We start from the raw sequence: 24,265 nt of genomic DNA, 5'->3' as shown, positions 1-24,265 counted from the left end.
CAGACACGAAAAAGGGCCCTTTCGGACCCTTTCTCATTACGCTCGAACCTTGCGCTATCAGCGCTTGTCTTTGCGGTTTTTCTCGGCTTTCTTGTGGTGCGACATCATGCGGCGTTTCTTGTTGACCTGACGGTCGGTCAGCGAGTTCTTGTTGCCTTCGTACGGGTTCTCGCCACCTTTGAACTCGATGCGGATCGGCGTACCGACCAACTTCAAGACACGACGGTAGGTGTTTTCGAGATAACGGACGTAAGACTTCGGAACCTTCTCAACCTGGTTACCGTGGATCACGATAATCGGCGGGTTGGCACCACCCAAGTGGGCATAGCGCAGCTTGATCCGGCGGCTGTTGACCATCGGTGGCGCGTGCTCGCTGACCGCATCTTCCAGAATCTGGGTCAGACGGTTGGTCGGCCAACGGGTAACGGCTGACTTGAAGGAGTTCTGCACCGATTGGTACAGGTTGCCCACGCCAGTGCCGTGCAGTGCCGAGATAAAGTGAATATCGGCAAAGTCGACGAAGAACAGGCGACGAGTCAGCTCGACTTTAACGAAGTCGCGCTCGCTCGGGGTCATACCGTCCCACTTGTTGATCGCAATGACCAGAGCCCGACCGGCCTCCAGCGCAAAGCCCAACAGGTTAAGGTCGTGGTCAACCACGCCTTCGCGGGCGTCCATCACAAAGATCACCACGTTGGCGTCTTTGATCGCTTGCAGGGTTTTGACCACGGAGAATTTTTCAACTTCTTCGTGGATCTTGCCGCGCTTGCGCACACCTGCGGTGTCGATCAGCGTGTACTTCTCGTCGTTACGCTCAAACGGGATGTAGATGCTGTCGCGGGTAGTGCCTGGCTGATCATAAACGATGACACGGTCTTCACCGAGCATGCGGTTGACCAGTGTCGACTTGCCAACGTTAGGGCGACCGATGATGGCGATCTTGATGCCGTCTTTCTCGCTTGGGCCAGGAATGCGCTTGGCTTCCTCGCCTTCGAGAACGACTTCTTCTTCACCGTCTTCTGGCTCTTCTTCGTCACGCGGGAAGTTGCTCAGGGCAATTTCCAGCATTTGTGTGATACCACGGCCGTGAGCACCGGCGATTGGAATCGCGTCGCCCATGCCCAGTGGTGCGAACTCGGCGCGAGCCATGTCCGGGTCGATGTTATCAACCTTGTTGGCCACTACGTAGGAGCGCTTGTTACGTTTGCGAAGGTGTTCGCCGATCATCTGGTCAGCGGCTGTGAAACCCGCTTTTGCATCTACCAGGAACAGAACGACATCAGCTTCTTCGATAGCCAGCAGCGACTGCTCGGCCATCTTTTCGTCCATACCGTGCTCGTCACCGGAGATACCGCCGGTGTCGACCAGAATGTAGGAACGCCCTTGCCACTTGGCCTCACCGTATTGGCGATCACGGGTCAGACCGGACAAGTCGCCAACGATGGCGTCACGAGTCCTGGTCAGGCGGTTGAACAAGGTGGACTTGCCGACGTTTGGTCGGCCCACCAGGGCGATTACGGGAACCATGCGGCTCTCCACTTCGTTATTTCAGAAAATACAAAAGCCGCTGCAAGGCAGCGGCCAGAGTTCGGAACAGCACAAATGTGCCGCAAACCTTGCCAGAGCAAGGCTGCTCGAGGCCCTGAAGCCTCAAGCATAGACGCCTTAGCGAATGGTCAGGGCTTCCAGTTTGCCGCTGTTACCAAACACGTAAATCATGTCACCGACCACCAGCGGACGAGCCCGAAGGCCATCACTGTCGACGCGGGTACGGCCTACGAAACGACCATCGACCTGGCTTAACAGGTGCAGATAGCCTTCCATGTCACCGACAGCCACGTAGCTGGAGAAGACTTCCGGCGCCGACAATTGACGGCGAGCCAGAGCATCGTTGCTCCACAGTGAGGTGGTCGAACGCTCGTCAACGCCTTCTACAGTGCCCGACGCCAGGCTGACGTAGACGCTGCCAAAGCCTTGAGCGACACCTGAATAGCTGGAAGCATCACGTTGCCAGAGCACGCGACCCGATTCCATTTCAAGCGCCGCCATGCGGCCCTGGTAGCTGGCGACATACAGTGTACCGCCAGACATCAGCAGGCCACCGTCGATATCGACAATGCGTTCAAGCTCGGAGCGACCTTGCGGGATGGCAACACGTTGCTCCCACACAGGCACGCCGTTGCGCGTATCAAGGGCAACCACTTTACCAGTCGACAGACCGGCGATTGCCAGATGATTGGTCACCAGTGGTGCGCCAGTACCACGCAAGGTCAGCACACCCGGCGTGCTGTCATAGGTCCAACGCTGATTGCCGGTGGAAGCATCCAGACCGATCAAGCGATCGTCCTGAGTCTGTACCACTACGACATCGCCGTTTGTTGCCGGGGGTGCAAGCACTTCGCTGTTGACGCGTGAGCGCCACTTTTCTTCGCCGGTGCTGGAATCCAGGGCAATCACGTCACCTTGCAAAGTGCCGAGCATGACCAGGCCATAGCCCAGGCCAACTGCACCGGAAACAGGCAGTTCGAGGTCTTTTTTCCACTCAACGTCGCCGTTCATGCGGTCCAGAGACATCACAACGCCAGTTACGTCTGCGGCGTAGATGTTGTTACCTTCAACCGCTGGAACCAGCATGTTGTAGGTTTTGCCCTGACCGTCACCGATCGAGCGGCTCCATTGCTTTTGCAGCACGACTTCTTCTTTGAAATCGGTCAGCTCGGCAGGTGGAAGTTCTTTTTTGCTGTTGCTGCTGCAACCCGCGGCCAAAACGACCAGAGCCAGCAATGCCGCATGTTTCCAACGCATCACGTCACGCATCCCCTTTGGCCAGGTCATCGAGCTTGATTTGCAAGCCACCTACTGCTGCTTCGTCCGACAAGGCGGCCTTGGCTTTTTCGTAAGCTGTACGTGCATCGTCGGCACGGCCCTGCTGCACCAGCAAGTCGCCCTTGAGCTCTTCACGGCTGGCCAAGAATGCCTTGTCCGAATCACCTTCAAGCAGTTTCAGTGCATCATCAACCTTGCCCTGCGCTGCCAACACCTGAGCCAGACGCTGACGCGCCACTTCAGCCAGGGTGGCATTGGCCGGCTTGTCTACAATGGCTTTCAGCTCAGCGGCTGCGTCATCGAGCTTGCCGTTGTCTACTGCGACCTTGGCCACAAACAGACCGCCGAATTGCGCATAAGCAGAGCCTGCGTATTCGCTTTTCAACTTGTTGGCCAAGTCCGCCACACGGGCCACATCGGGCTGGCCGTCAGGCGTGAGTGTGGTTTCAAGCAATTGTTGGTAGAGAATCGACGCACCTTGCGACTGATTCGTCTGATATTTGTGCCAAGCCTGCCAGCCGAACACCACCACCAGCGCCAGCAAGCCGCCAGTGACCAGGGGTTTGCCGTTGCGCTGCCACCAGTCTTTCAACTCGCCCAGCTGATCATCATCGTTACTCGACACCCCAACACTCCTTAATTCGATAAATCGGCTGTTTTACAGCTTCAACCCTGCACGACGCAGGTGGCCAGGTGCTCGGAAAGAGCATCCCAGGCAATCGTTTGTTGTTCGCCCTGGCCACGCAGGGGTTTTAAACCTACCACTTGCTGGGCCAATTCGTCGTCACCCAGGATCAGCGCGTACAGTGCGCCGCTCTTGTCAGCCTTTTTGAACTGGCTTTTGAAACTGCCTGCACCGGCATTAATCTGCAAGCGCAGGTTCGGTAGCTGATCGCGAACACGCTCGCTCAAAGCCAGAGCAGCCAATTCGGCCGCCTCACCGAAAGCACACAGGTACACATCGACCTGACGCGCGATTTCTTCTGGGATTTGCTCAAGGGTTTCGAGCATCAGGATCAAGCGCTCAATGCCCATCGCAAAGCCAACGCCTGAAGTGGGCTTGCCGCCCATTTGCTCGACCAGACCGTCATAACGACCGCCAGCACACACGGTGCCCTGAGCCCCCAATTTATCGGTGACCCATTCGAATACGGTTTTGCTGTAGTAGTCCAGGCCACGAACCAGTTTTGGATTGATCGTGTAAGGAATGCCTGCGGCATCGAGGCGCGCCTTGAGGCCCTCAAAATGCACACGGGACTCTTCGTCCAGGTAATCAACCAGCTTCGGCGCATCGACCAAAACCGCCTGGGTATCGGCATTTTTGGTGTCAAGGACGCGCAGCGGATTGGATTTCAAGCGACGCTGGCTGTCTTCGTCAAGTTCACTCAGGCGCGAGGACAAGTATTCGACAAGGGCAGCACGGTAGCGTGCACGGGCTTCACTGGTGCCCAGGCTATTGAGTTCGAGCTTTACCGCATCACGGATACCCAGCTCGCCCCACAGACGCCAGGTCAACACGATCAGTTCGGCATCGATGTCCGGGCCATCAAGGTTGAACACCTCGACCCCGATCTGATGGAACTGGCGATAACGGCCTTTTTGCGGGCGCTCGTGGCGGAACATCGGACCGATGTACCACAACTTTTGTACTTGACCACCGCCAGTGAGGCCGTGCTCAAGCACAGCACGCACGCATGCAGCAGTACCTTCAGGGCGCAAGGTCAGCGAATCGCCATTGCGGTCTTCGAAGGTGTACATCTCTTTTTCGACGATGTCGGTCACTTCACCGATCGAGCGTTTGAACAACTCGGTGAATTCGACGATCGGCATACGAATTTGCTTGTAACCGTAGTTATCCAGCAAACGCGAAACCTTGCTTTCAAAGTAGCGCCACAGGGGCGTCTGCTCCGGCAGAGTGTCGTTCATGCCACGAATGGCTTGCAAAGACTTGCTCACAATAAATCCTTTATTCGTCTGGTTAGCCGCGCGCGATAACTGCAGCGTCAGCTTCGACCTTTTCGGCCGCCCTCTGCCGGATCAGTCTTTCGAGCTGGTCCACCAGATTATCATTCGTCAGTTTCTGCGACGGCTTGCCGTCGATATAAATCAGGTTTGGCGTACCACCGGTGAGCCCCACATGGGCTTCCTTCGCTTCGCCAGGGCCGTTGACCACACAACCGATCACCGCAACATCCAGCGGCACCAGCAGGTCTTCAAGACGAACTTCAAGTTCGTTCATGGTTTTCACCACGTCGAAGTTCTGCCGAGAACAGCTTGGGCACGCGATAAAGTTGATGCCACGCGAGCGCAGATGCAGCGACTTGAGGATGTCGTAACCGACTTTTACTTCCTCAACCGGGTCTGCCGCCAAAGAGATGCGGATGGTATCGCCAATTCCCTCGGCGAGCAGCATACCTAGGCCCACGGCAGATTTCACTGTGCCTGAACGCAAACCACCGGCTTCGGTGATCCCCAGGTGCAGCGGCTGGACGATTTCCTTGGCCAGCAGACGGTAGGCTTCAACAGCCATAAACACGTCGGAAGCCTTCACGCTGACCTTGAAGTCCTTGAAATTAAGGCGTTCAAGGTGCTCAACGTGACGCAGTGCCGACTCGACCAAAGCAGCTGGTGTCGGTTCGCCGTATTTCTTTTGCAGGTCTTTTTCAAGCGATCCGGCGTTAACGCCGATGCGGATCGGAATACCACGATCCCGTGCGGCATCAACTACCGCACGTACACGGTCTTCACGACCGATGTTGCCCGGGTTGATTCGCAGGCAATCCACGCCCAATTCCGCTACGCGCAAGGCGATCCGGTAATCGAAGTGGATGTCGGCAACCAATGGCACCTTGACCAGTTGCTTGATCCGGCCAAACGCTTCAGCAGCGTCCATGTCCGGCACGGAAATCCGTACGATATCAACGCCTGCAGCCTCCAGACGGTTGATTTGGGCAACGGTTGCAGCGACATCATTGGTGTCACTGTTGGTCATGCTCTGTACAGCGATAGGGGCGTCGCCACCTACTGGTACATTACCGACCCATATTTTGCGCGATTCGCGACGTTTGATTGGTGATTCGCCGTGCATGACTTATTGACCTAACTTCAGGCGAGCAGTCTCGCCACTGGTGAAAGGAGCCACATCCACAGCCTGACCGTTATAGGTCACCTGTGCGCCACGGGCAAAGCCCAGACGCAGGGTCAGTGGAGGCTTGCCGCTCACTTCTAGATTTTCGCCTTTGCGCTTCAGGCCACCGAACAGCACTTTACCCGTGGCGTCGGTTACCTGAGTCCAGCAATCAGCGGAGTATTGCACGCCCACTTTGCCAGCACCCGCGACCGGCGCAGCCGCCGCCGTTGGAGTAGCGACAGGCGCAACAGCCGGGGCTACTACAGGCGCTACAACAGCAGGCGCAGACGCCGGAGTTGTGGCATCTGGAGCCGCTGCAGGCACTTGTGACGCCGCCGGCAGTGCCAATGCAGTACTTGCTGCCTGCTCTGGAGCAGATTCAATTACAACCGGCGTTTCGCCTTCGGCCTTGGCCTCAGCAACAGCCTGGTCTTCAGGTTCGTCAAGCGGATGGATGCGGGTTGTGCCGTCTGCGCCTTCAACTTCAACGTGTTCCGGGGTCAAGCCAATCAGGTCCTTGGCACGCATGGACGTTTGATCTTGCCACCAGATGAAACCACCACCGATCACGGCAATCAGCAACAACAGGCTGACGATACGCAAAATCGTATGGGACACCCGAACCGGCTCTTCTATGCGGCCCAGGCTGTGCACATTGCTGCCGTTGGCGTCAGTGCCGGTATAAAGGTCAAAGTCGCGCACCAGGCTGGCCTGATCCATGCCCAGCAATTTGGCATAGGTCCTGATGTAGCCGCGAGCAAAGGTATGCCCTGGCAGCTTGTCGAACGCCCCCGTTTCAAGGTTGCTCAATGAGCTGGCCGTGAGATTGAGTTTCAAGGCGACTTCAGCCAGCGTCCATCCATTGTTTTCACGGGCTTGACGCAGAGTCTCACCGGGATTGACACGAGTCGCTGCTAGAACTTCGGGTTGCGCCGCTTTCATCATTGCTCCGACAGGTATTGCTGATATTCCGGCGTGCCGGGATAGAGTCGTTTTAGTTGCTGGCCATGGTTGGCAGTTGGGGTGCGGTCGTCGAAAACAGTCGCCAGTCGCGCACCGAGCAATAGACTACGTGCATTTTGCCCGCTAAGCAGGCTAAAACGTTCGTAAAAGTCACGTGCTGATACATATTGCTTGTCTTGATATGACATCTGAGCCATTTCGAGCAACGCCCGCGGTTGCCGAGGGTTCAGACGCAGGGCTTTTTCAAGCTCCTGACGACCTCTTTCGCGCTCCCCCAACTCAAGCGACGTTATACCCAGGTTCTCAAAAATACGGGAACGCTCCGGATAGAGGTTATCAGCCGCAGCTTTTTGAAATTGGGCACTGGCTTCCTGGTAACGCTGACGCTCGAACAGGAAACTGCCATAGTTATTGAGGATTCGCGCATCGCCCGGCCGCCCGCTTAATGCGGTTCGGAATGCCTTCTCTGCCAGTTCGAACTCCATTTCGGACTGAAACACCAATGCCAGCGCGGCGTTGGTGTCCGGGTCCGCCTCGTCGAGCTCAAGGGCTTTGCGCAAAGGAATTTTAGCCTGCTCGACCATTCCCTGCTGCAGATACCCCAACCCGAGCTGAACATAGGCCTGACGCGCCTCGTTACGCCCTTTGTCGCCCTGCATCGAGACTGAATCGCCCGACGATACGCAGCCAGCCAAAGAGCTGACCAACACGACGGAGAGCGCGGCGCGCAGGATCATGGATGTCCTCTCTCAGGATGCAGAGGCAGCGCTTTGCGCTGATTCGTCATCGGCGTTGAGTTCGCGAGCCGCGATAAGGCGCGAACTACGGCGTGTACGGTCATTGACCTGCCCCACCAGTTGCCCGCACGCCGCGTCGATGTCTTCGCCGCGAGTGGTGCGAACGGTCACGTTGTAACCGGCTTGCTGCAGCAGCTCCTGGAAACGGCGAATGGCATTGTTGCTTGGACGCTCATAGCCAGAATGCGGGAACGGGTTAAACGGGATCAAGTTGATCTTGCACGGAGTGTCCTTGAGCAACTCGATCATTTCGCGGGCGTGATCAACATGGTCGTTCACATCCTTGAGCAGGGTGTACTCAACGGTCAGCACACGCTTTTCGCCCAGGGTCGACATATAGCGACGGCAAGACTCAAGCAGCATCTGGAGCGGGTACTTCTTGTTGATCGGCACCAATTGACTGCGCAATTCGTCATTGGGTGCGTGCAGCGACAATGCCAGGGAAACGTCGATGTGCTTGGCCAGCTCATCGATCATCGGCACCACGCCCGAGGTAGACAGGGTCACCCGACGCTTGGAGATGCCATAGCCTAGGTCATCCATCATCAGATGCATGGCGGAGATGACGTTGTCGAAGTTCAGCAGCGGCTCACCCATGCCCATCATCACCACGTTGGTGATGGCGCGGTCGATGGTTGCCGGGACGCTGCCAAAGGATTTGTTGGCAATCCACACCTGGCCAATGACTTCGGCGGCGGTGAGGTTGCTATTGAAGCCTTGCTTGCCTGTGGAGCAAAAACTGCAGTCCAGGGCACAGCCAGCCTGGGACGAAACGCACAATGTGCCACGTTTGCCCGAGGGAATATAAACGGTCTCGACGCAGCTGCCGGACTCTACACGTACCACCCACTTACGGGTGCCGTCGGTAGAAATGTCCTCGCTGACGACTTCAGGTCCACGAACCTCAGCAATGGCCTTGAGCTTGTCGCGCAAGGCCTTGCTGACGTTAGTCATGGCGTCGAAATCATCGACGCCAAAGTGGTGAATCCACTTCATGACCTGACCGGCACGGAAACGCTTCTCCCCGATTGAGTCGAAGAATTTCTCCATTTCCGGCTGAGTCAGTCCCAGCAGGTTGGTTTTGCCAGTCGTTGCAATCATGTCTTCACCCTCACTCACAAGCCAATACTTAGCGAGTGGTTACTTCAGTAGCTGCGAAAAAGTACGAGATTTCACGAGCTGCAGCTGCTTCAGAGTCGGAACCGTGAACAGCGTTAGCGTCGATGGATTCAGCGAAATCAGCACGGATAGTGCCGGCAGCTGCTTCTTTAGGGTTGGTAGCGCCCATCAGCTCACGGTTCAGAGCGATAGCGTTTTCGCCTTCCAGAACCTGAACAACAACAGGACCGGAGATCATGAAAGCAACCAGGTCGCCGAAGAAGCCACGAGCGCTGTGCTCAGCGTAGAAGCCTTCAGCTTCGGCTTTGGACAGTTGCTTCAGTTTGGAAGCTACAACCTTCAGGCCGGCTTTTTCAAAACGAGTGGTGATCTCGCCGATAACGTTTTTTGCAACAGCGTCAGGCTTGATGATGGAGAAAGTGCGTTGAACAGCCATGGTGTAACTCCAGAAACAGTGATTTAAGCGAAAAATTAAACCCGCGAATTATACGCGGGTTCTTGGGTATTTCATAATTACGTCGATTACAAGCTTAGTCGGCTTCTTCGATCCACAAACCCTGAATGGCTTCGAGAACCTTCTCGCCGCCACGATCAGGGATGTCATCGAACTCAGGGAGCGCCATGACCAGATTACGCAGCGTGACGAAATTCACCGAAAGCGGATCGACGTCCGGGTGAGCTTCAGCCAGCTGGATTGCGATTTCCTGCACATCAACCCATTTAAGGCTCATGACAACTCCTTATCAGTGCGGCGCTTCGGCAGCATGGTTGAGCGAATACTTCGGAATCTCGACAGTGATGTCTTCGGTGCCGACACGAGCCTGACAGCTCAGGCGTGAAGTGGCTTCCAGGCCCCAGGCCCTGTCAAGATAGTCTTCCTCCAGTTCGTCAGCTTCGTTCAGCGAGTCAAAACCCTCGCGAATCACGCAGTGACACGTGGTGCAGGCGCAGACGCCACCGCAGGCACTTTCGATTTCGATGTGATTTTCGTGGGCCACTTCGAGAAGGGTCTTGCCGGTCTCAGCCTCTACAACCATACCGTCCGGGCAATGCTCGGCGTGTGGCAGAAAAATGATCTGCGGCATCAGTTATTCCTCGATTTCATTCAGGTTGCGACCCGCCAGGGCGGCCTTGACGGTCAAGTCCATGCGGCGAGCAGCAAAGGCATCAGTCACTTGCGACAGACGCTTGGTCTGCTGCTCGATGGCGTAACCATCGGTGCCTTTTAACAATTCGGACAGTTCCTGCATTTGCAGCTCAATCACCATGCGTTCTTCAGCATCCAGCAAGCGCTCGCCGTCGACTTCAAGGGCCGCTTGCACAGCCTCGATCAGGCGCTGGGCATCTACCTGCTGCTCACGCAACACGCGGGCAACCTTGTCATCGCCGGCGTACTGGAACGAATCCTTGAGCATTTTGGCTATTTCGCCGTCGGTCAGGCCGTACGAGGGCTTGACCTGAATATTGGCTTCAACGCCTGAGCCCAGTTCGCGAGCCGTCACGCTGAGCAAACCATCGGCATCCACCTGGAAGGTCACGCGAATTTTCGCAGCACCGGCAACCATCGGCGGAATACCGCGCAGCTCAAAGCGCGCAAGAGAACGGCAATCGCTGATCAGTTCGCGCTCACCCTGCAGCACATGAACCATCATGGCTGTCTGGCCGTCTTTGTAGGTGGTGAAATCCTGAGCACGGGCCACCGGAATCGTGGTGTTGCGCGGAATGACCTTTTCCATCAGCCCACCCATGGTCTCAAGACCCAGGGACAACGGAATCACGTCAAGCAGCAGCAATTCGTCACCGTCACGCTTGTTCCCAGCCAAGGTATCCGCCTGAATCGCTGCACCAATGGCGACCACTTGATCAGGGTCGATATCGGTCAGGGGCTGGCGACCAAACATCTCGGCGACGGCTTCGCGCACACGGGGCACACGGGTAGAACCACCCACCATGACCACTGCCTGAACGTCTTCAACTTCGATATTGGCGTCGCGTACCGCACGGCGGCAAGCCTTCAGGCTGCGCGCAACCATGGGCTCGATCATTGCTTCAAAGGCTTCGCGGGTCAGCTCTGAATGCCAGTCACCGAAGGCAACAGCTACAGAGGACGCATCGGTCAGCGCTTCTTTGGCGGCACAGGCTGCCTGCAACAAGGTGCGCTGCGTGCCCGGATCGAGGTCAGCAGACAAGCCGGCCTGTTCGATCATCCAGCTGGCAATCGCATGATCGAAGTCATCGCCGCCCAGCGCGCTGTCGCCGCCAGTGGCCAATACTTCAAACACACCACCGGTCAGGCGCAAAATCGAAATATCGAACGTGCCCCCGCCCAGGTCGTAGATAGCCACAACGCCTTCTGCAGACTGATCCAGACCGTAAGCCACTGCAGCAGCGGTTGGCTCATTGAGCAAACGCAACACATTGAGGCCAGCCAGTTTGGCAGCATCTTTAGTGGCTTGACGTTGAGCGTCATCGAAATAGGCCGGAACGGTAATCACCGCACCTACCAACTCGCCACCCAGGGTCTTTTCGGCCCGCTCGCGCAGCACTTTGAGGATTTCAGCAGACACTTCCACCGGGCTTTTCGGGCCTTGCACAGTGTCGATGAACGGCATGTGCGACTCACCACCTACAAAGTGGTAAGGCAGTTGCTCTCCCAATTGCTTGACGTCGGAAAGACCACGACCCATCAATCGTTTGACCGACAGCACGGTGTTGAAAGGATCGCTGGAAGCAGCCAGACGCGCCGATTCACCTACCTCGACGCGATCAGCGTGATAGCGAACGGCAGACGGCAAAATAACGCTGCCATTTGCGTCAGCCAAAGGCTCGGAAAGACCGCTGCGCAATGCAGCGACCAACGAATTGGTAGTGCCCAAGTCAATCCCCACAGCCAGACGTCGCTGGTGCGGTTGAGGACTTTGGCCGGGTTCGGCGATCTGCAGTAGGGCCATCGTAATCAGGACTTATCTGTAATCAGGCGTGCAACCAGGGAAGCACGGGGTTAATCGTCGAGGCGCTCTTCTAACTGGCGCACTTCGTAAGAGAGCTTGTCGAGGAACTGCATGCGCCGCATCAGGCGTTCGGCCTGTTCGCGTTGCGCAGCGTTATCCCAACAAGCAGCGAAGCTGTCGTTCAATTCGCTCTGAGCGACTTTCAGTCGACGCTTGAATGCTTCTATACCGGCCATATCGGCGCTGTCATGCAAATCTTCAAGCTCTTCGCGCCACTGCATCTGCTGCATCAGAAACTCGGGATCGTGCACTGTGACTTCCAGCGGCAACTCACCACCCTGCAACGCAAGCAGATAACGCGCACGCTTGGGAGGGTTTTTCAGGGTCTGGTAAGCCTCATTGAGGCTGGCGGACTGCTCCAGCGCCAGACGTTGCTCGCGCTCGGAAGCATCGGCAAATCGATCCGGGTGAACACCGCGCGCCAACTCTCGATAACGCACAGCCAGCTGATCGAGATCAAGATTGAAACTCGGCTGCAGCTCAAACAAAGCAAAATGACAAGGAGTACCCACGACTAGCCTCAGATGTTGAAGCTTTCGCCGCAGCCACATTCACCGCGCACGTTAGGGTTATTGAACTTGAAGCCCTCATTCAGGCCTTCCTTGACGAAGTCCAGCTCGGTACCGTCGAGGTAGGTCAGGCTTTTCGGATCAATGATCACTTTTTCGCCATGGGTTTCGAAGACCTGGTCTTCTTCGCCCACTTCGTCGACAAACTCCAGCACATAGGCAAGACCGGAACAGCCTGTAGTGCGAACACCCAGACGAATCCCCTCACCTTTGCCGCGCCCATCAAGGGAACGGCGAATGTGTCGAGCTGCCGCTTCTGTCATGCTGATAGCCATCGTGACTCCTTACCTTTTGCCAGTTTCTTCACCTCGCCCGCGCCTTTAACAGGCGCACGCAGCGAGGATCAGATCAAACCTTTCTTCTGCTTGTAATCGCGAACAGCGGCCTTGATGGCGTCTTCAGCGAGTACGGAGCAGTGAATTTTTACCGGCGGCAAAGCCAGTTCTTCAGCCAGCTGAGTGTTCTTGATGGTCTCTGCTTCGTCCAGAGTCTTGCCTTTCATCCACTCGGTTGCCAGGGAGCTGGAAGCGATTGCCGAACCACAACCATAGGTCTTGAACTTGGCATCTTCAATAATGCCCTGCTCGTTAACCTTGATCTGCAAACGCATCACGTCGCCGCATGCCGGGGCGCCGACCATGCCAGTGCCAACATCCGGGTCTTCCGCGTCCATCTTGCCGACGTTGCGCGGGTTCTCGTAGTGGTCAATGACCTTTTCGCTGTAAGCCATGGTACTAATCCTCACTCATCAGAGAGTCGCTCTTGAGACGCTGTAAATGCTGCTGTTCGCTGCGCTTACAGCGTCTACTTTACGGCGACTTAAATTGTTAGTGCGCCGCCCATTCGATTTTCGAAATGTCGATGCCGTCTTTGTACATGTCCCACAGCGGCGACAGGGCGCGCAGCTTGGTAACAGCCTCGCAAACCTTCTGCGCGGCGTAATCGATTTCTTCTTCGGTGGTGAAACGACCGAACGTGAAACGTATCGAGCTGTGTGCCAACTCGTCATTGCGGCCCAGGGCACGCAATACGTAGGACGGCTCAAGGGAAGCGGAAGTACAGGCCGAACCGGACGACACAGCCAGATCCTTGAGCGCCATGATCAGCGACTCGCCTTCAACATAGTTGAAGCTCAGGTTCAGGTTGTGAGGGACGCGGTGGACCATGCTGCCGTTTACGTACAGTTCTTCAAGGTGTTCAACCTGCTTGAAGAAACGGTCGCTCAACGCCTTGATACGGATGTTTTCGGCCGCCATTTCTTCTTTGGCGATCTGGAACGCTTCGCCCATGCCCACGATCTGGTGGGTGGCCAAGGTGCCCGAACGCATGCCACGCTCGTGACCGCCGCCGTGCATGGCAGCTTCAATACGCACACGAGGCTTGCGGCTTACGTACAGCGCGCCAATGCCTTTAGGGCCGTAAGTTTTGTGCGCCGAGAACGACATCATGTCGACTTTCAGCTTGGCCAGGTCGATTTCAACCTTGCCGGTGGACTGTGCAGCATCAACGTGGAACAACACGCCGCGCGAGCGAGTCAGCTCACCAATGGCAGCGATGTCGTTGATGGTGCCGATCTCGTTGTTCACGTGCATGATCGAAACCAGAATGGTGTCGTCGCGCATGGCCGCTTCAACCATGGCAGGAGTGACCAGACCATCGGTACCCGGCTCGATGTAGGTCACTTCAAAGCCTTCACGCTCCAGCTGACGCATGGTGTCGAGAACGGCCTTGTGTTCAATCTTGTCGGTGATCAGGTGCTTGCCTTTGGTGGCATAGAAATGCGCAGCACCCTTGATTGCCAGGTTGTTGGCCTCGGTCGCACCGGAGGTCCAGACAATTTCACGCGGATCAGCATTGACCAGATCAGCAACCTGGCGACGACCGTTCTCGACCGCTTCTTCAGCTTTCCAGCCAAATACGTGGGAACGCGAAGCCGGGTTACCGAAGTTTCCGTCAACCAGCAAGCAATCGCTCATTTTTTGAGCAACACGCGGATCAACCGGGGTGGTGGCTGAGTAATCAAGGTAAATTGGCAATTTCATGGACTATCTCCTAAATCAGGCTGGCTGGCGCACCGTCGTTTTTATGCAGTCACTCGACGGCGGACGCTTCGATCTTATCCAGGTGCGGCGCCTTGCCATTACAGCGGCGCTGATCCTGACGCTGGGCTACCTCTTGTACCTCACGGCGAGTGACAAGATCAGCCAAGCTGATACCGCTGAGAAAATCGTGTATTTGCAAGCTGAGGTCACACCACAGGTGGTGGGTCAGGCAGGTGTCACCGGCATGGCAGTCGCCAAGACCCTGGCAACGCGTTGCGTCGACTGACTCGTTCACGGCATCAATAACCTGAGCCACCTGGATGCTTTGCATCTCGCGTGACAGCTGATAGCCGCCACCCGGGCCACGCACGCTGGAAACCAGGCTGCTGCGGCGCAATTTGGCAAACAGTTGCTCAAGGTAGGAAAGAGAGATGCCTTGGCGCTCGGAAATATCGGCCAGGGACACCGGCCCGTGCTGTGCGTGCAACGCCAAATCGAGCATTGCAGTTACGGCGTAACGGCCTTTTGTAGTCAGTCTCATGGACAGGTACCACGGAATTCGGAATGGAAGCGAGTATGCTATTCCCGACTATTTAAGTCAACTATTAGACCTAGTACTTTAGTCGGGATTACCCGCAAAAGAGCGCGCGCATTGTAGCAGGGTCTGCGACGTAATGGCACATGAAGCATCTGGTGCGGGAGCGAGCCTGATCACGATGGCCGCATCTCGACCGCCCCAAAGATCGCAGCGCCAGCATCGCGAGCAGGCTCGCCCCCACAGCACCCAGAACCTAGACCGCCTTGCTTTCGTCCTTGTCTTTTACACAGGCAAAGTCTTCTTCGCGCAGCTCAGGCAGATCTTTCGCACAGTAAGGACTGCCCAGATCCTTGAGCGCACCGCACATACCATCCAACTTGCCGTCGACCGCCTGCAAGTGATCCAGCAGTTGAGCAATGGCGCGCGCCACCGGATCCGGCATATCTTCACTGACGCCATAGGCATCAAAACCGATCTTCTCGGCCATCGCTTTGCGCTTGGCTTCGGTCTCATCGTCACTTTTGAAAATGATTCGACCCGGAATACCGACAACCGTTGCGCCGGCCGGCACCGCCTTGGTCACTACCGCATTGGAGCCGACTTTCGCCCCCGCTCCCACCGTGAACGGACCCAGCACCTTGGCGCCCGCCCCGACCACAACCCCATCTTCGAGCGTCGGGTGGCGCTTGCCCTTGTTCCAGCTTGTGCCGCCAAGCGTCACACCCTGGTACAGGGTCACGTCATCACCTATTTCCGCGGTTTCACCAATCACAATCCCCATCCCGTGATCGATGAAAAAACGACGCCCGACCTTCGCCCCCGGGTGAATTTCAATCCCGGTCAGCCAGCGCCCGAAGTTTGACACCAGGCGGGCCAGCCACTTCCAGCCGGCATGCCACAACAGCGCCGACAAACGATGAATCCAGATCGCATGCATCCCCGGATAGCACGTCAACACCTCGAAAGCATTGCGCGCCGCGGGATCACGATGAAACACACTTTGGATATCTTCACGCAGACGCTCAAACATCATTAATCCTTGCGCTTGAGCAGCTCGCCACGGGCTGCTTTCTGGGTTTCGGTGAGAATGCCACGCAAAATATTCATCTCCGCACGACTGACAGCGCTGCGCCCGTAGAGTCGACGCAGACGAGCCATCAGGTGGCGCGGCTTTTCCGGATCCATGAATTCAATGGCCACGAGGGTTTGCTCAAGGTGCTCGTAAAAGCGCTCCAGCTCGTCCATGGTCGCCAGCTCGCCACTTTTGGTGGACGCCACTTCCTCTTTTTCGATCTTGCTCGGCTGCCCCTGGCTCGCGAGCCAGGCCATGCGAATTTCGTAACTCAGCACCTGCACAGCCGCACCCAGATTCAGAGAGCTGAATTCAGGGTCGGAAGGGATATGCACGTGAAAGTGACAGCGTTGCAACTCTTCATTGGTCAGGCCGGAGTCCTCACGACCAAACACCAACGCGATTTCAGCACCTTGAGCTGCCTCCTCGACCACTTTCTGCCCGCACTCGCGCGGGTCCAGCAGCGGCCAGGGGATACGGCGATCACGGGCACTGGTACCCAGCACCAGATTGCAGCCCACCAAGGCATCCTCTAGGGTCGCGACCACTTGAGCATTTTCGAGAATGTCACCCGCACCTGACGCCCGCGCATCGGCTTCATGGTGTGGAAACAACCTTGGCTCCACCAGAACCAGCCGCGACAACCCCATGTTTTTCATGGCACGCGCAGCACCGCCGATGTTCCCGGGATGGCTGGTATTGACCAGAACGACACGAATATTAGGCAACAAAGGAAGCGCTCACAGGCCAACAAAAGGGAGCAAATCTTACCTAAGCAAAACGCCATAAGCTACGAAAGCTAACGCAAACCTTCATCTCACAAAGTTTTCTGATAGAATATTCGGCTTTCTTTAACAACCTTAGGTGAAACGTCCATGCAGCCCATGCTGAATATCGCGCTGCGCGCCGCCCGCAGCGCCAGTGAATTGATTTTCCGCTCCATCGAGCGCCTGGATACCATCAAGGTTGACGAAAAAGACGCCAAGGATTACGTCTCTGAAGTCGATCGTGCTGCTGAACAGAAAATCATCGACGCCCTGCGCAAGGCCTACCCGACGCACGGCATCCTCGGTGAAGAAACCGGCATGCATCCAGGCAGCGGTGAAGGTGAAGACTACCTGTGGATCATCGACCCACTGGATGGCACCACCAACTTCCTGCGCGGCGTTCCACACTTCGCCGTCAGCATCGCCTGCAAATACCGTGGTCGCCTTGAGCACGCAGTGGTTCTCGACCCGGTTCGCCAGGAAGAATTCACCGCCAGCCGTGGTCGCGGCGCCCAACTCAACGGTCGCCGTCTGCGCGTAAGCGGTCGCACTAGCCTTGAAGGCGCCCTGCTGGGTACCGGCTTCCCGTTCCGCGACAACCAAATGGACAACCTGGAAAACTACCTGGGCATGTTCCGCAGCCTGGTTGGCCAGACTGCCGGTATCCGCCGCGCAGGCGCAGCTAGCCTGGACCTGGCTTACGTTGCAGCCGGTCGTTTTGACGCATTCTGGGAGTCGGGCCTGTCCGAGTGGGACATGGCTGCAGGCGCATTGCTGATTCAAGAAGCAGGCGGCTTGGTCAGCGACTTCACCGGCAGCCACGATTTCCTTGAAAAAGGTCACATCGTTGCCGGTAACACCAAGTGCTTCAAAGCTGTTCTGACTGCAATCCAGCCACACCTGCCGGCCTCGCTGAAACGCTAAGCGAAACCCGCAGACAAAAAAAGCACCCCTCGGGGTGCTTTTTTTTGGCCTGAAAATATTGCCACTACCAACTGAAAAACCGTTGCAGCTGACGAGTAGTGCCCCCAAGCCCCACACCTATCAATTCAGAATCAGCTTACCTTCTTTATCCACCGCAATTTCATTGCCCGGCTCGTGATCCATCCGCACCTTGCCTTCTTTGCCGTTGAGCGAATAACGCACGTCATACCCGACAACCTTGCTGCTGATGTCATTGACCGTATTACAGCGCGTCTGGGTCGTGGTGTAGGTATCACGCTCCTGCATGCCTTCCTGAACCTTATTGCCGGCGTAACCGCCACCCACCGCACCGGCAACCGTAGCAATCTTCTTACCGGTACCACCACCCACCTGGTTACCCAGCAAACCGCCCGCCACAGCACCGATCACGCTGCCGACGATCTGATGCTGATCCTTGACCGGCGCCTGGCGCGTCACAGTCACATCCTTGCACACCTCACGCGGCGTTTTGACCTGCTGGTTGACTGGCACAACGGCCAGCACCTGCGCAGACTCAGGGCCTTTAACCAAGCTGTAAGTGGCAAAAGCACCACCGGCTGTAACACCGACAGCACCCAGCACAGCACCTACCAGCAATGACTTGTTCACGTGAACCTCCAGACCATCATACGTAGGGACAATCCCACATCAATCCTAGCCTTGGAGCACAAAAAAAGGCGCGAGTTCAATACTCGCGCCTTTTAAGTGACAACCTGCTTATAACCAGAGGTTATGGACGATCGTCGATCTCTTTCTCGCTCGCCACCGGCGGGATCAAGTCTTCCGCACTGAGGTTCAGCCAGATCAGCACCACGTTCGCGATATAAATCGACGAGTAGGTACCCGCCAATACACCCACGAACAGTGCAATCGAGAAGCCCCACAAGTTATCGCCACCGAAGATCAACAGTGCCGCAATCGCCAACAAGGTGGAGATCGAGGTCGCCATGGTGCGTAACAGGGTTTGCGTGGTCGAAATGTTGATGTTATCGATCAGGCTGGCCTTGCGCAGCACCCGGAAGTTCTCGCGAACCCGGTCGAATACCACGATGGTGTCGTTGAGCGAGTAACCGATGATCGCCAGCACCGCCGCCAATACCGTCAGGTCGAAGGTGATCTGGAACCAGGACAGGATACCCATGGTCACGATCACGTCGTGAACCAGAGAGACAATCGCACCGACTGCGAACTTCCACTGAAAGCGGAACGCGAGATAAAGCATGATGCCGCCAAGCGCCATCAGCATGCCGAGGCCGCCCTGGTCACGCAGCTCTTCACCTACTTGCGGCCCAACGAACTCAACGCGCTTGATGACCGCCGGATTAGCCGTATCGGCCTGACCCAGCGCAGCTGCTACCTTGTTACCCAGCAACGGATCGTCGCCAGGCATGCGCACCAACAGGTCGGTGGTCGCACCAAAGCTCTGTACCACAGCGTCATGAAAACCGGCCGAAGCCAGCTCCGTACGCACCTTGGTCAGATCAGCCGGCTTCTCGTAGGTCAGCTCGATAAGCGTACCGCCGGTGAAGTCCAGGCCGTAGTTCATGCCCTTGTGGAACATGCTGAACAAGGCCAGCACGGTAAGCAGCACAGTGACGCCGAACGCAACGTTGCGAACGCCCATGAAATTGATTGTACGTAACATGGCAGCCCCTTAAATCCACAACTTCTTGAAGTCCCGACCGCCATACACCAGGTTAACCAGTGCGCGGGTGACCATAATGGCCGTGAACATCGAGGTAAAGATCCCAAGAGACATGGTCACCGCAAAGCCTTTAACCGGCCCAGTACCCATGGCGAACAGAATCCCGCCGACCAACAGGGTTGTCAGGTTGGAGTCGACAATCGCCGTAAAGGCACGACTGAAGCCTTCATTGATAGCCCGTTGCACGGTCATGCCATTGGCAATCTCTTCACGTATACGCGAGAAGATCAGTACGTTGGCATCGACCGCCATACCCATCGTCAACACGATACCGGCAATACCCGGCAGGGTCAGGGTTGCACCCAGCACCGACATCAGGGCCAGCAGCAAGACCATGTTGCCCGCAAGTGCCACCGTCGCGATCACACCAAAGAAGCGGTAGATGGCGATGATGAAGATGGACACGAACAGCATGCCCCACAGCGATGCATCGATACCCTTGGTGATGTTGTCAGCACCCAGGCTTGGACCAATGGTGCGCTCTTCAGCGAAGTACATTGGCGCCGCCAGACCACCGGCACGCAACAGCAATGCAAGCTCGGAAGCCTCACCCTGGCCATTCAGGCCGGTAATCCGGAACTGACTGCCCAGCGGCGACTGGATGGTCGCCAGACTGATGATTTTTTTCTCTTCCTTGAACGCCTGAACCGGCACGTCCTTCTCGACACCATCAACCACTTTCTTGGTGTAAGTCGTCACCGGCTTCTGCTCGATGAAGATTACCGCCATGCTGCGGCCAACGTTGCTGCGCGTCGAACGGCTCATCAACTCGCCGCCATGACCATCAAGCTTGATGTTCACCTGCGGACGGCCGTGCTCGTCAAAGCCTGCCTGAGCATCGGTCACCTGGTCACCGGTGATGATCAGGCCACGCTCGATTTGCGCGGTCGGACGATTGCCTTCACGGAACTCAAAGGTTTCAGACGTGGCCTTGGACGCACCCGGCTCGGCAGCCAGACGGAACTCAAGGTTGGCCGTCTTACCCAGGATACGCTTGGCTTCGGCAGTATCTTGTACGCCTGGCAGCTCAACCACGATGCGGTTGGCACCCTGACGCTGAACCAAAGGCTCGGCAACACCCAACTCGTTAACCCGGTTACGGACGGTTGTCAGGTTTTGCTTGATGGAATATTCGCGGATTTCCGCCAGCTTGGCCGGGGTCATCGCCAGACGCAGAACCGGCTGGCCGTTAAGGTCTGCAGCGGTAATGTCGAAGTCATTGAAGCTCTTGCGAATCAGGCCACGCGCTTGCTCACGGGTAGCTTCATCAGTGAAGCCCAATTGAATGGCACCGTTGAGTTGCGGCAGGCTGCGATAGCGCACTTTCTCTTTGCGCAGCAAGCTTTTGACATCGCCTTCGTACACTTTCATGCGTGCATCGACCGCTTTGTCCATGTCCACTTCCAACAGGAAATGCACACCACCCGACAAGTCCAGACCCAGTTTCATTGGGTGAGCACCCAGACTACGCAACCATTGCGGCGTGGTCTGTGCCAGGTTGAGCGCTACGACATAGTCGTCACCCAGAGCCTTGCGTACCACATCCTTGGCTGGCAGCTGGTCGTCTTTCTTGACCAGGCGCAGCAAGCCACCTTTGCCATTCTGTGCCAGAGAGGCGCCTTTGACGGCAATACCTGCATCCGTCAACGCTTTGCTTGCGCGATCCAGATCAGCTTGTGTGACCTGCAGGGCCGTGCTCGCACCAGACACTTGAATGGCCGGATCATCAGGGTACAGATTGGGAGCGGAATAAATAAAACCGATCGCCAGCACCGCCAGGATCAGTAGGTATTTCCACAGAGGGTATTTGTTCAGCATCAATCACGCCGCCCGCTTAAAACGCGGGGCGCCTTGCGCGCCCCGTCGATTGTTAAAAGTTGAAACTTAGATCGCTTTCAGCGTGCCTTTAGGCAACGTGGCTGCAACAGAGCCTTTCTGAATTTTCAACTCGACAGTGTCAGACACTTCGATCACAACAAAAGCGTCAGAAACCTTGACGATCTTGCCGGCGATGCCGCCAGTCGTCACGATCTCGTCGCCTTTTTGCAGGTTACCCAAAAGGGCTTTCTGCTCTTTGGCGCGCTTGGCCTGTGGACGCCAGATCATCAGGTAGAAGATGACCAGGAAGCCGACCAGGAAAATCCATTCAAAACCGCCACCCATAGGGCCAGCAGCGGCAGGTGCAGCAGCGTCCGCGAAAGCGGGAGAGATGAAAAAGCTCATGAAGCACTCCAGTTGCAATATTGTTTCTTAAGGGTCCGAAACTCAGTCCAAAGGCGGCACAGGAAGCCCGCGCTTGGCATAGAAGGCGTCGACAAAGGTGGCCAATGTACCCTGTTGAATAGCCTCGCGCAAACCAGCCATGAGCACCTGATAGTGCCGCAAATTATGGATGGTATTGAGCATGCTCCCCAGCATTTCGCCGCACTTGTCCAGATGATGCAGATAAGCGCGGGAGAAGTTCTGGCAGGTATAGCAATCACAGGTCGGATCCAGCGACGAATCATCATGGCGATGGAACGCATTGCGGATCTTGATGACACCGGTATCAATAAACAGATGCCCATTGCGGGCATTGCGGGTTGGCATCACGCAATCGAACATGTCCACACCGCGGCGCACACCCTCAACGAGATCTTCCGGCTTGCCAACCCCCATAAGGTAACGAGGTTTGTCAGCAGGCATCATCGCAGGCAGGTAATCCAGCACCTTGATCATTTCGTGCTTCGGCTCGCCTACCGACAAACCGCCAATGGCCAGGCCGTCAAAACCGATCTTGTTCAGACCTTCGAGCGAGCGCTCGCGCAAGTTTTGATGCATGCCGCCCTGAACGATACCGAACAGTGCCGCCGTGTTGTCGCCATGGGCATTCTTGGAGCGCTGCGCCCAGCGCAACGACAGCTCCATGGAAACCCGGGCAACCTCTTCATCCGCCGGGTACGGCGTGCACTCGTCAAAAATCATGACCACGTCGGAGCCCAGGTCACGCTGAACCTGCATCGACTCTTCCGGCCCCATGAACACCTTGGCGCCATCTACCGGCGAAGCAAAGGTAACGCCCTCTTCCTTGATCTTGCGCATCGCGCCCAGGCTGAATACCTGGAAACCACCCGAGTCAGTCAGGATCGGACCTTGCCATTTCATGAAGTCGTGCAGGTCGCCGTGCTTCTTGATCACTTCAGTGCCAGGACGCAGCCACAAGTGAAAGGTGTTGCCCAGAATCATCTGCGCGCCGGTATCGACGATATCGCGCGGCAACATGCCCTTGACCGTGCCGTAAGTACCGACCGGCATGAATGCCGGGGTTTCAACCACACCACGGGGGAAGGTCAAACGACCGCGACGAGCCTTGCCATCAGTGGCAAGTAGCTCGAAAGACATACGACAGTTGCTCATGCTTGATCCTCAGGGGCCGGGGCAGGAGCCGTCGGCGCAGGATTGCGGGTGATGAACATTGCATCACCGTAACTAAAGAAGCGGTACCCATGCTCAACCGCAGCCTTGTAGGCCGCCATGGTTTCGGGATAACCGGCGAACGCCGAAACCAGCATCAGCAGCGTGGATTCCGGCAAATGGAAATTGGTCACCAGCGCATCGACCACATGAAACGGTCGGCCCGGGAAAATAAAGATATCGGTATCACCACTGAACGGCTTGAGCACGCCATCACGCGCGGCACTCTCCAGCGAACGCACGCTGGTGGTGCCCACGGCAATTACCCGGCCACCGCGTGCGCGGCATGCAGCCACGGCATCGACCACATCCTGGCCCACTTCGAGCCATTCGGTATGCATATGGTGATCTTCAAGACGCTCAACCCGTACCGGCTGGAACGTACCCGCGCCCACGTGCAAGGTCACAAATGCAGTCTCAACGCCCTTGGCCGCAATGGCCTGCATCAGCGGCTCATCAAAGTGCAGGCCAGCGGTTGGCGCGGCTACAGCACCCAGGCGCTGCGCGTAGACCGTTTGATACCGCTCGCGGTCAGAGCCTTCGTCCGGGCGATCGATATAAGGCGGCAATGGCATATGCCCGACACGGTCCAGCAGGGGCAAAACCTCTTCGGTAAAGCCCAGCTCGAACAACGCATCGTGGCGCGCCAGCATCTCGGCTTCGCCGCCACCGTCAATCAGGATTTTCGACCCTGGTTTTGGCGACTTGCTGGAGCGCACATGCGCCAGCACCCGATGACTGTCGAGCACTCGCTCAACCAGAATTTCCAGCTTGCCGCCCGAGGCCTTTTGGCCAAACAAGCGAGCCGGAATCACCCGGGTATTGTTAAACACCATCAAGTCGCCCGGGCGTAAATGCTCAAGCAAATCAGTGAATTGACGATGTGCCAGTACGCCGCTCTCCCCGTCCAGGGTCAGCAGGCGACTGTTACGGCGCTCCGCCAAAGGATGGCGTGCGATGAGCGAATCAGGGAGTTCGAAAGTAAAGTCAGCAACGCGCATGATAGGTTTCGTCTAGCAGGGCCGGGGAGTTTAACGGACTTAGTAAAAATAGACCAATAAGTTGTTGACCGACCTAAACCTCATCTCTATACTTCGCCGCCATTGAGCCCTGATGGCGGAATTGGTAGACGCGGCGGATTCAAAATCCGTTTTCGAAAGGAGTGGGAGTTCGAGTCTCCCTCGGGGCACCATATAGCAGTACCTGCAAGTCTCTACCAGGACTTGCAGCACAGAGAAACCGGCCCCCGAGCCGGTTTTTTTGTGCCTGACGATCTACCCCTGTCTCCCCCTATCCGTTGTATCCCTGTA

General features: G+C 56.6%; 26 protein-coding genes and 1 tRNA gene. 2 read left to right on the top strand and 25 right to left on the bottom strand.

Annotated features, from left to right (window positions below; genetic code table 11):
• Positions 1-57 precede the first annotated feature (57 nt).
• From der to trmJ, 19 genes are all read right to left on the bottom strand, one after another.
• Positions 58-1,527 carry a ribosome biogenesis GTPase Der gene (gene der / locus RGV06_RS19025; protein ID WP_019823656.1) on the bottom strand — a complete coding sequence of 490 codons (1,470 nt, stop codon included), beginning with the start codon at positions 1,525-1,527 and terminating at the stop codon, positions 58-60.
• 138 nt (positions 1,528-1,665) lie between these two features.
• Positions 1,666-2,817, bottom strand: a complete 1,152-nt coding sequence (bamB, locus tag RGV06_RS19020; protein WP_019823658.1) for an outer membrane protein assembly factor BamB — start codon at positions 2,815-2,817, stop codon at positions 1,666-1,668.
• Complete coding sequence (locus RGV06_RS19015) at positions 2,810-3,451, bottom strand: tetratricopeptide repeat protein (RefSeq protein ID WP_019823660.1); 642 nt, start codon at positions 3,449-3,451, stop codon at positions 2,810-2,812. Before RGV06_RS19015 ends, bamB begins: the two co-directional genes overlap by 8 nt.
• A gap of 41 nt (positions 3,452-3,492) precedes the next feature.
• Positions 3,493-4,782: a histidine--tRNA ligase gene (gene hisS / locus RGV06_RS19010; RefSeq protein WP_019823662.1), complete on the bottom strand. Its 1,290-nt coding sequence runs from the start codon at positions 4,780-4,782 to the stop codon at positions 3,493-3,495.
• Between the two features lie 22 nt (positions 4,783-4,804).
• Positions 4,805-5,914, bottom strand: coding sequence for a flavodoxin-dependent (E)-4-hydroxy-3-methylbut-2-enyl-diphosphate synthase (ispG, locus tag RGV06_RS19005; RefSeq protein ID WP_019823663.1), 1,110 nt, complete (start codon positions 5,912-5,914; stop codon positions 4,805-4,807).
• A gap of 3 nt (positions 5,915-5,917) precedes the next feature.
• On the bottom strand, positions 5,918-6,898 hold the full coding sequence (locus RGV06_RS19000; protein WP_046809956.1) for a RodZ domain-containing protein: 981 nt from the start codon (positions 6,896-6,898) through the stop codon (positions 5,918-5,920).
• The gene (gene pilW / locus RGV06_RS18995; protein WP_019823667.1) at positions 6,898-7,656 is read right to left on the bottom strand and encodes a type IV pilus biogenesis/stability protein PilW; all 759 of its coding nucleotides are present in this window, start codon (positions 7,654-7,656) and stop codon (positions 6,898-6,900) included. Before pilW ends, RGV06_RS19000 begins: the two co-directional genes overlap by 1 nt.
• Before the next feature lie 12 nt (positions 7,657-7,668).
• Positions 7,669-8,817, bottom strand: coding sequence for a 23S rRNA (adenine(2503)-C(2))-methyltransferase RlmN (gene rlmN, locus RGV06_RS18990; protein ID WP_019823669.1), 1,149 nt, complete (start codon positions 8,815-8,817; stop codon positions 7,669-7,671).
• 28 nt (positions 8,818-8,845) lie between these two features.
• Positions 8,846-9,271, bottom strand: a complete 426-nt coding sequence (ndk, locus tag RGV06_RS18985) for a nucleoside-diphosphate kinase (RefSeq protein ID WP_003443361.1) — start codon at positions 9,269-9,271, stop codon at positions 8,846-8,848.
• Between the two features lie 94 nt (positions 9,272-9,365).
• Positions 9,366-9,566: a Fe-S cluster assembly protein IscX gene (gene iscX, locus RGV06_RS18980; protein ID WP_016779607.1), complete on the bottom strand. Its 201-nt coding sequence runs from the start codon at positions 9,564-9,566 to the stop codon at positions 9,366-9,368.
• A gap of 12 nt (positions 9,567-9,578) precedes the next feature.
• Positions 9,579-9,920 (bottom strand): ISC system 2Fe-2S type ferredoxin, encoded by a 342-nt coding sequence (fdx, locus tag RGV06_RS18975; protein WP_019823675.1) that lies wholly within the window; start codon positions 9,918-9,920, stop codon positions 9,579-9,581.
• A 3-nt stretch (positions 9,921-9,923) separates the two neighbouring features.
• A complete protein-coding gene (hscA, locus tag RGV06_RS18970) occupies positions 9,924-11,786 on the bottom strand; it encodes a Fe-S protein assembly chaperone HscA (RefSeq protein ID WP_019823676.1) in 1,863 nt (620 codons plus the stop codon).
• A 50-nt stretch (positions 11,787-11,836) separates the two neighbouring features.
• On the bottom strand, positions 11,837-12,358 hold the full coding sequence (gene hscB / locus RGV06_RS18965) for a co-chaperone HscB (protein ID WP_046809958.1): 522 nt from the start codon (positions 12,356-12,358) through the stop codon (positions 11,837-11,839).
• 8 nt (positions 12,359-12,366) lie between these two features.
• Positions 12,367-12,690 (bottom strand): iron-sulfur cluster assembly protein IscA, encoded by a 324-nt coding sequence (iscA, locus tag RGV06_RS18960; RefSeq protein ID WP_016779604.1) that lies wholly within the window; start codon positions 12,688-12,690, stop codon positions 12,367-12,369.
• Between the two features lie 68 nt (positions 12,691-12,758).
• On the bottom strand, positions 12,759-13,145 hold the full coding sequence (iscU, locus tag RGV06_RS18955) for a Fe-S cluster assembly scaffold IscU (RefSeq protein WP_003443374.1): 387 nt from the start codon (positions 13,143-13,145) through the stop codon (positions 12,759-12,761).
• Between the two features lie 97 nt (positions 13,146-13,242).
• Positions 13,243-14,457 carry an IscS subfamily cysteine desulfurase gene (locus RGV06_RS18950; protein ID WP_019823684.1) on the bottom strand — a complete coding sequence of 405 codons (1,215 nt, stop codon included), beginning with the start codon at positions 14,455-14,457 and terminating at the stop codon, positions 13,243-13,245.
• A gap of 49 nt (positions 14,458-14,506) precedes the next feature.
• Positions 14,507-14,998, bottom strand: a complete 492-nt coding sequence (gene iscR / locus RGV06_RS18945; RefSeq protein WP_019823686.1) for a Fe-S cluster assembly transcriptional regulator IscR — start codon at positions 14,996-14,998, stop codon at positions 14,507-14,509.
• 250 nt (positions 14,999-15,248) lie between these two features.
• Positions 15,249-16,025, bottom strand: coding sequence for a serine O-acetyltransferase (cysE, locus tag RGV06_RS18940; protein WP_046809818.1), 777 nt, complete (start codon positions 16,023-16,025; stop codon positions 15,249-15,251).
• 2 nt (positions 16,026-16,027) lie between these two features.
• On the bottom strand, positions 16,028-16,798 hold the full coding sequence (gene trmJ / locus RGV06_RS18935; RefSeq protein WP_019823690.1) for a tRNA (cytosine(32)/uridine(32)-2'-O)-methyltransferase TrmJ: 771 nt from the start codon (positions 16,796-16,798) through the stop codon (positions 16,028-16,030).
• 144 nt (positions 16,799-16,942) lie between these two features.
• Between trmJ and suhB the strand changes: the two genes are divergently transcribed.
• Complete coding sequence (gene suhB, locus RGV06_RS18930; RefSeq protein ID WP_019823692.1) at positions 16,943-17,758, top strand: inositol-phosphate phosphatase; 816 nt, start codon at positions 16,943-16,945, stop codon at positions 17,756-17,758.
• 120 nt (positions 17,759-17,878) lie between these two features.
• Here suhB and RGV06_RS18925 read toward each other — a convergent pair whose 3' ends face one another.
• The 6 genes from RGV06_RS18925 to queA form a co-directional block, all read right to left on the bottom strand.
• Positions 17,879-18,406, bottom strand: a complete 528-nt coding sequence (locus tag RGV06_RS18925) for a glycine zipper 2TM domain-containing protein (RefSeq protein WP_019823693.1) — start codon at positions 18,404-18,406, stop codon at positions 17,879-17,881.
• Positions 18,407-18,527: 121 nt separating this feature from the next.
• Positions 18,528-19,442: a protein translocase subunit SecF gene (secF, locus tag RGV06_RS18920; RefSeq protein ID WP_019823695.1), complete on the bottom strand. Its 915-nt coding sequence runs from the start codon at positions 19,440-19,442 to the stop codon at positions 18,528-18,530.
• Between the two features lie 9 nt (positions 19,443-19,451).
• On the bottom strand, positions 19,452-21,320 hold the full coding sequence (secD, locus tag RGV06_RS18915) for a protein translocase subunit SecD (RefSeq protein WP_019823697.1): 1,869 nt from the start codon (positions 21,318-21,320) through the stop codon (positions 19,452-19,454).
• A 66-nt stretch (positions 21,321-21,386) separates the two neighbouring features.
• Entirely contained in the window at positions 21,387-21,725 is a 339-nt protein-coding gene (gene yajC / locus RGV06_RS18910; RefSeq protein ID WP_019823699.1) for a preprotein translocase subunit YajC, read from the bottom strand.
• A gap of 42 nt (positions 21,726-21,767) precedes the next feature.
• Positions 21,768-22,883 (bottom strand): tRNA guanosine(34) transglycosylase Tgt, encoded by a 1,116-nt coding sequence (tgt, locus tag RGV06_RS18905; protein ID WP_019823700.1) that lies wholly within the window; start codon positions 22,881-22,883, stop codon positions 21,768-21,770.
• A gap of 11 nt (positions 22,884-22,894) precedes the next feature.
• Positions 22,895-23,956, bottom strand: coding sequence for a tRNA preQ1(34) S-adenosylmethionine ribosyltransferase-isomerase QueA (gene queA, locus RGV06_RS18900; protein ID WP_322150855.1), 1,062 nt, complete (start codon positions 23,954-23,956; stop codon positions 22,895-22,897).
• A gap of 106 nt (positions 23,957-24,062) precedes the next feature.
• On the opposite strand from queA, the gene RGV06_RS18895 reads away from it, so the two are divergent.
• Positions 24,063-24,147, top strand: a tRNA-Leu gene (locus RGV06_RS18895).
• Positions 24,148-24,265 lie beyond the last annotated feature (118 nt).

The sequence above is a fragment of the Pseudomonas sp. CCI3.1 genome, assembly GCF_034313985.1.
In the GTDB taxonomy this organism is placed as follows: Bacteria; Pseudomonadota; Gammaproteobacteria; order Pseudomonadales; family Pseudomonadaceae; genus Aquipseudomonas; species Aquipseudomonas psychrophila.
The sequence above is the reverse complement of the archived record's forward strand: the minus strand, read 5'-3'. Positions and strand labels throughout refer to the sequence as shown.

Coding starts and splice junctions, on each gene's coding strand:
- queA (WP_322150855.1), bottom strand. CDS start 23,956: ATGCGCGTTGCTGACTTTACTTTCGAACTCCCTGATTCGCTCATCGCA.
- iscU (WP_003443374.1), bottom strand. CDS start 13,145: ATGGCTTACAGCGAAAAGGTCATTGACCACTACGAGAACCCGCGCAAC.
- secF (WP_019823695.1), bottom strand. CDS start 19,442: ATGTTACGTACAATCAATTTCATGGGCGTTCGCAACGTTGCGTTCGGC.
- hscA (WP_019823676.1), bottom strand. CDS start 11,786: ATGGCCCTACTGCAGATCGCCGAACCCGGCCAAAGTCCTCAACCGCAC.
- RGV06_RS19000 (WP_046809956.1), bottom strand. CDS start 6,898: ATGAAAGCGGCGCAACCCGAAGTTCTAGCAGCGACTCGTGTCAATCCC.
- iscA (WP_016779604.1), bottom strand. CDS start 12,690: ATGGCTATCAGCATGACAGAAGCGGCAGCTCGACACATTCGCCGTTCC.
- ispG (WP_019823663.1), bottom strand. CDS start 5,914: ATGCACGGCGAATCACCAATCAAACGTCGCGAATCGCGCAAAATATGG.
- iscX (WP_016779607.1), bottom strand. CDS start 9,566: ATGAGCCTTAAATGGGTTGATGTGCAGGAAATCGCAATCCAGCTGGCT.
- rlmN (WP_019823669.1), bottom strand. CDS start 8,817: ATGATTGCAACGACTGGCAAAACCAACCTGCTGGGACTGACTCAGCCG.
- bamB (WP_019823658.1), bottom strand. CDS start 2,817: ATGCGTGACGTGATGCGTTGGAAACATGCGGCATTGCTGGCTCTGGTC.
- suhB (WP_019823692.1), top strand. CDS start 16,943: ATGCAGCCCATGCTGAATATCGCGCTGCGCGCCGCCCGCAGCGCCAGT.
- RGV06_RS18950 (WP_019823684.1), bottom strand. CDS start 14,457: ATGAAATTGCCAATTTACCTTGATTACTCAGCCACCACCCCGGTTGAT.
- secD (WP_019823697.1), bottom strand. CDS start 21,320: ATGCTGAACAAATACCCTCTGTGGAAATACCTACTGATCCTGGCGGTG.
- cysE (WP_046809818.1), bottom strand. CDS start 16,025: ATGTTTGAGCGTCTGCGTGAAGATATCCAAAGTGTGTTTCATCGTGAT.
- der (WP_019823656.1), bottom strand. CDS start 1,527: ATGGTTCCCGTAATCGCCCTGGTGGGCCGACCAAACGTCGGCAAGTCC.
- fdx (WP_019823675.1), bottom strand. CDS start 9,920: ATGCCGCAGATCATTTTTCTGCCACACGCCGAGCATTGCCCGGACGGT.
- pilW (WP_019823667.1), bottom strand. CDS start 7,656: ATGATCCTGCGCGCCGCGCTCTCCGTCGTGTTGGTCAGCTCTTTGGCT.
- iscR (WP_019823686.1), bottom strand. CDS start 14,998: ATGAGACTGACTACAAAAGGCCGTTACGCCGTAACTGCAATGCTCGAT.
- yajC (WP_019823699.1), bottom strand. CDS start 21,725: ATGAGCTTTTTCATCTCTCCCGCTTTCGCGGACGCTGCTGCACCTGCC.
- tgt (WP_019823700.1), bottom strand. CDS start 22,883: ATGTCTTTCGAGCTACTTGCCACTGATGGCAAGGCTCGTCGCGGTCGT.
- ndk (WP_003443361.1), bottom strand. CDS start 9,271: ATGGCTGTTCAACGCACTTTCTCCATCATCAAGCCTGACGCTGTTGCA.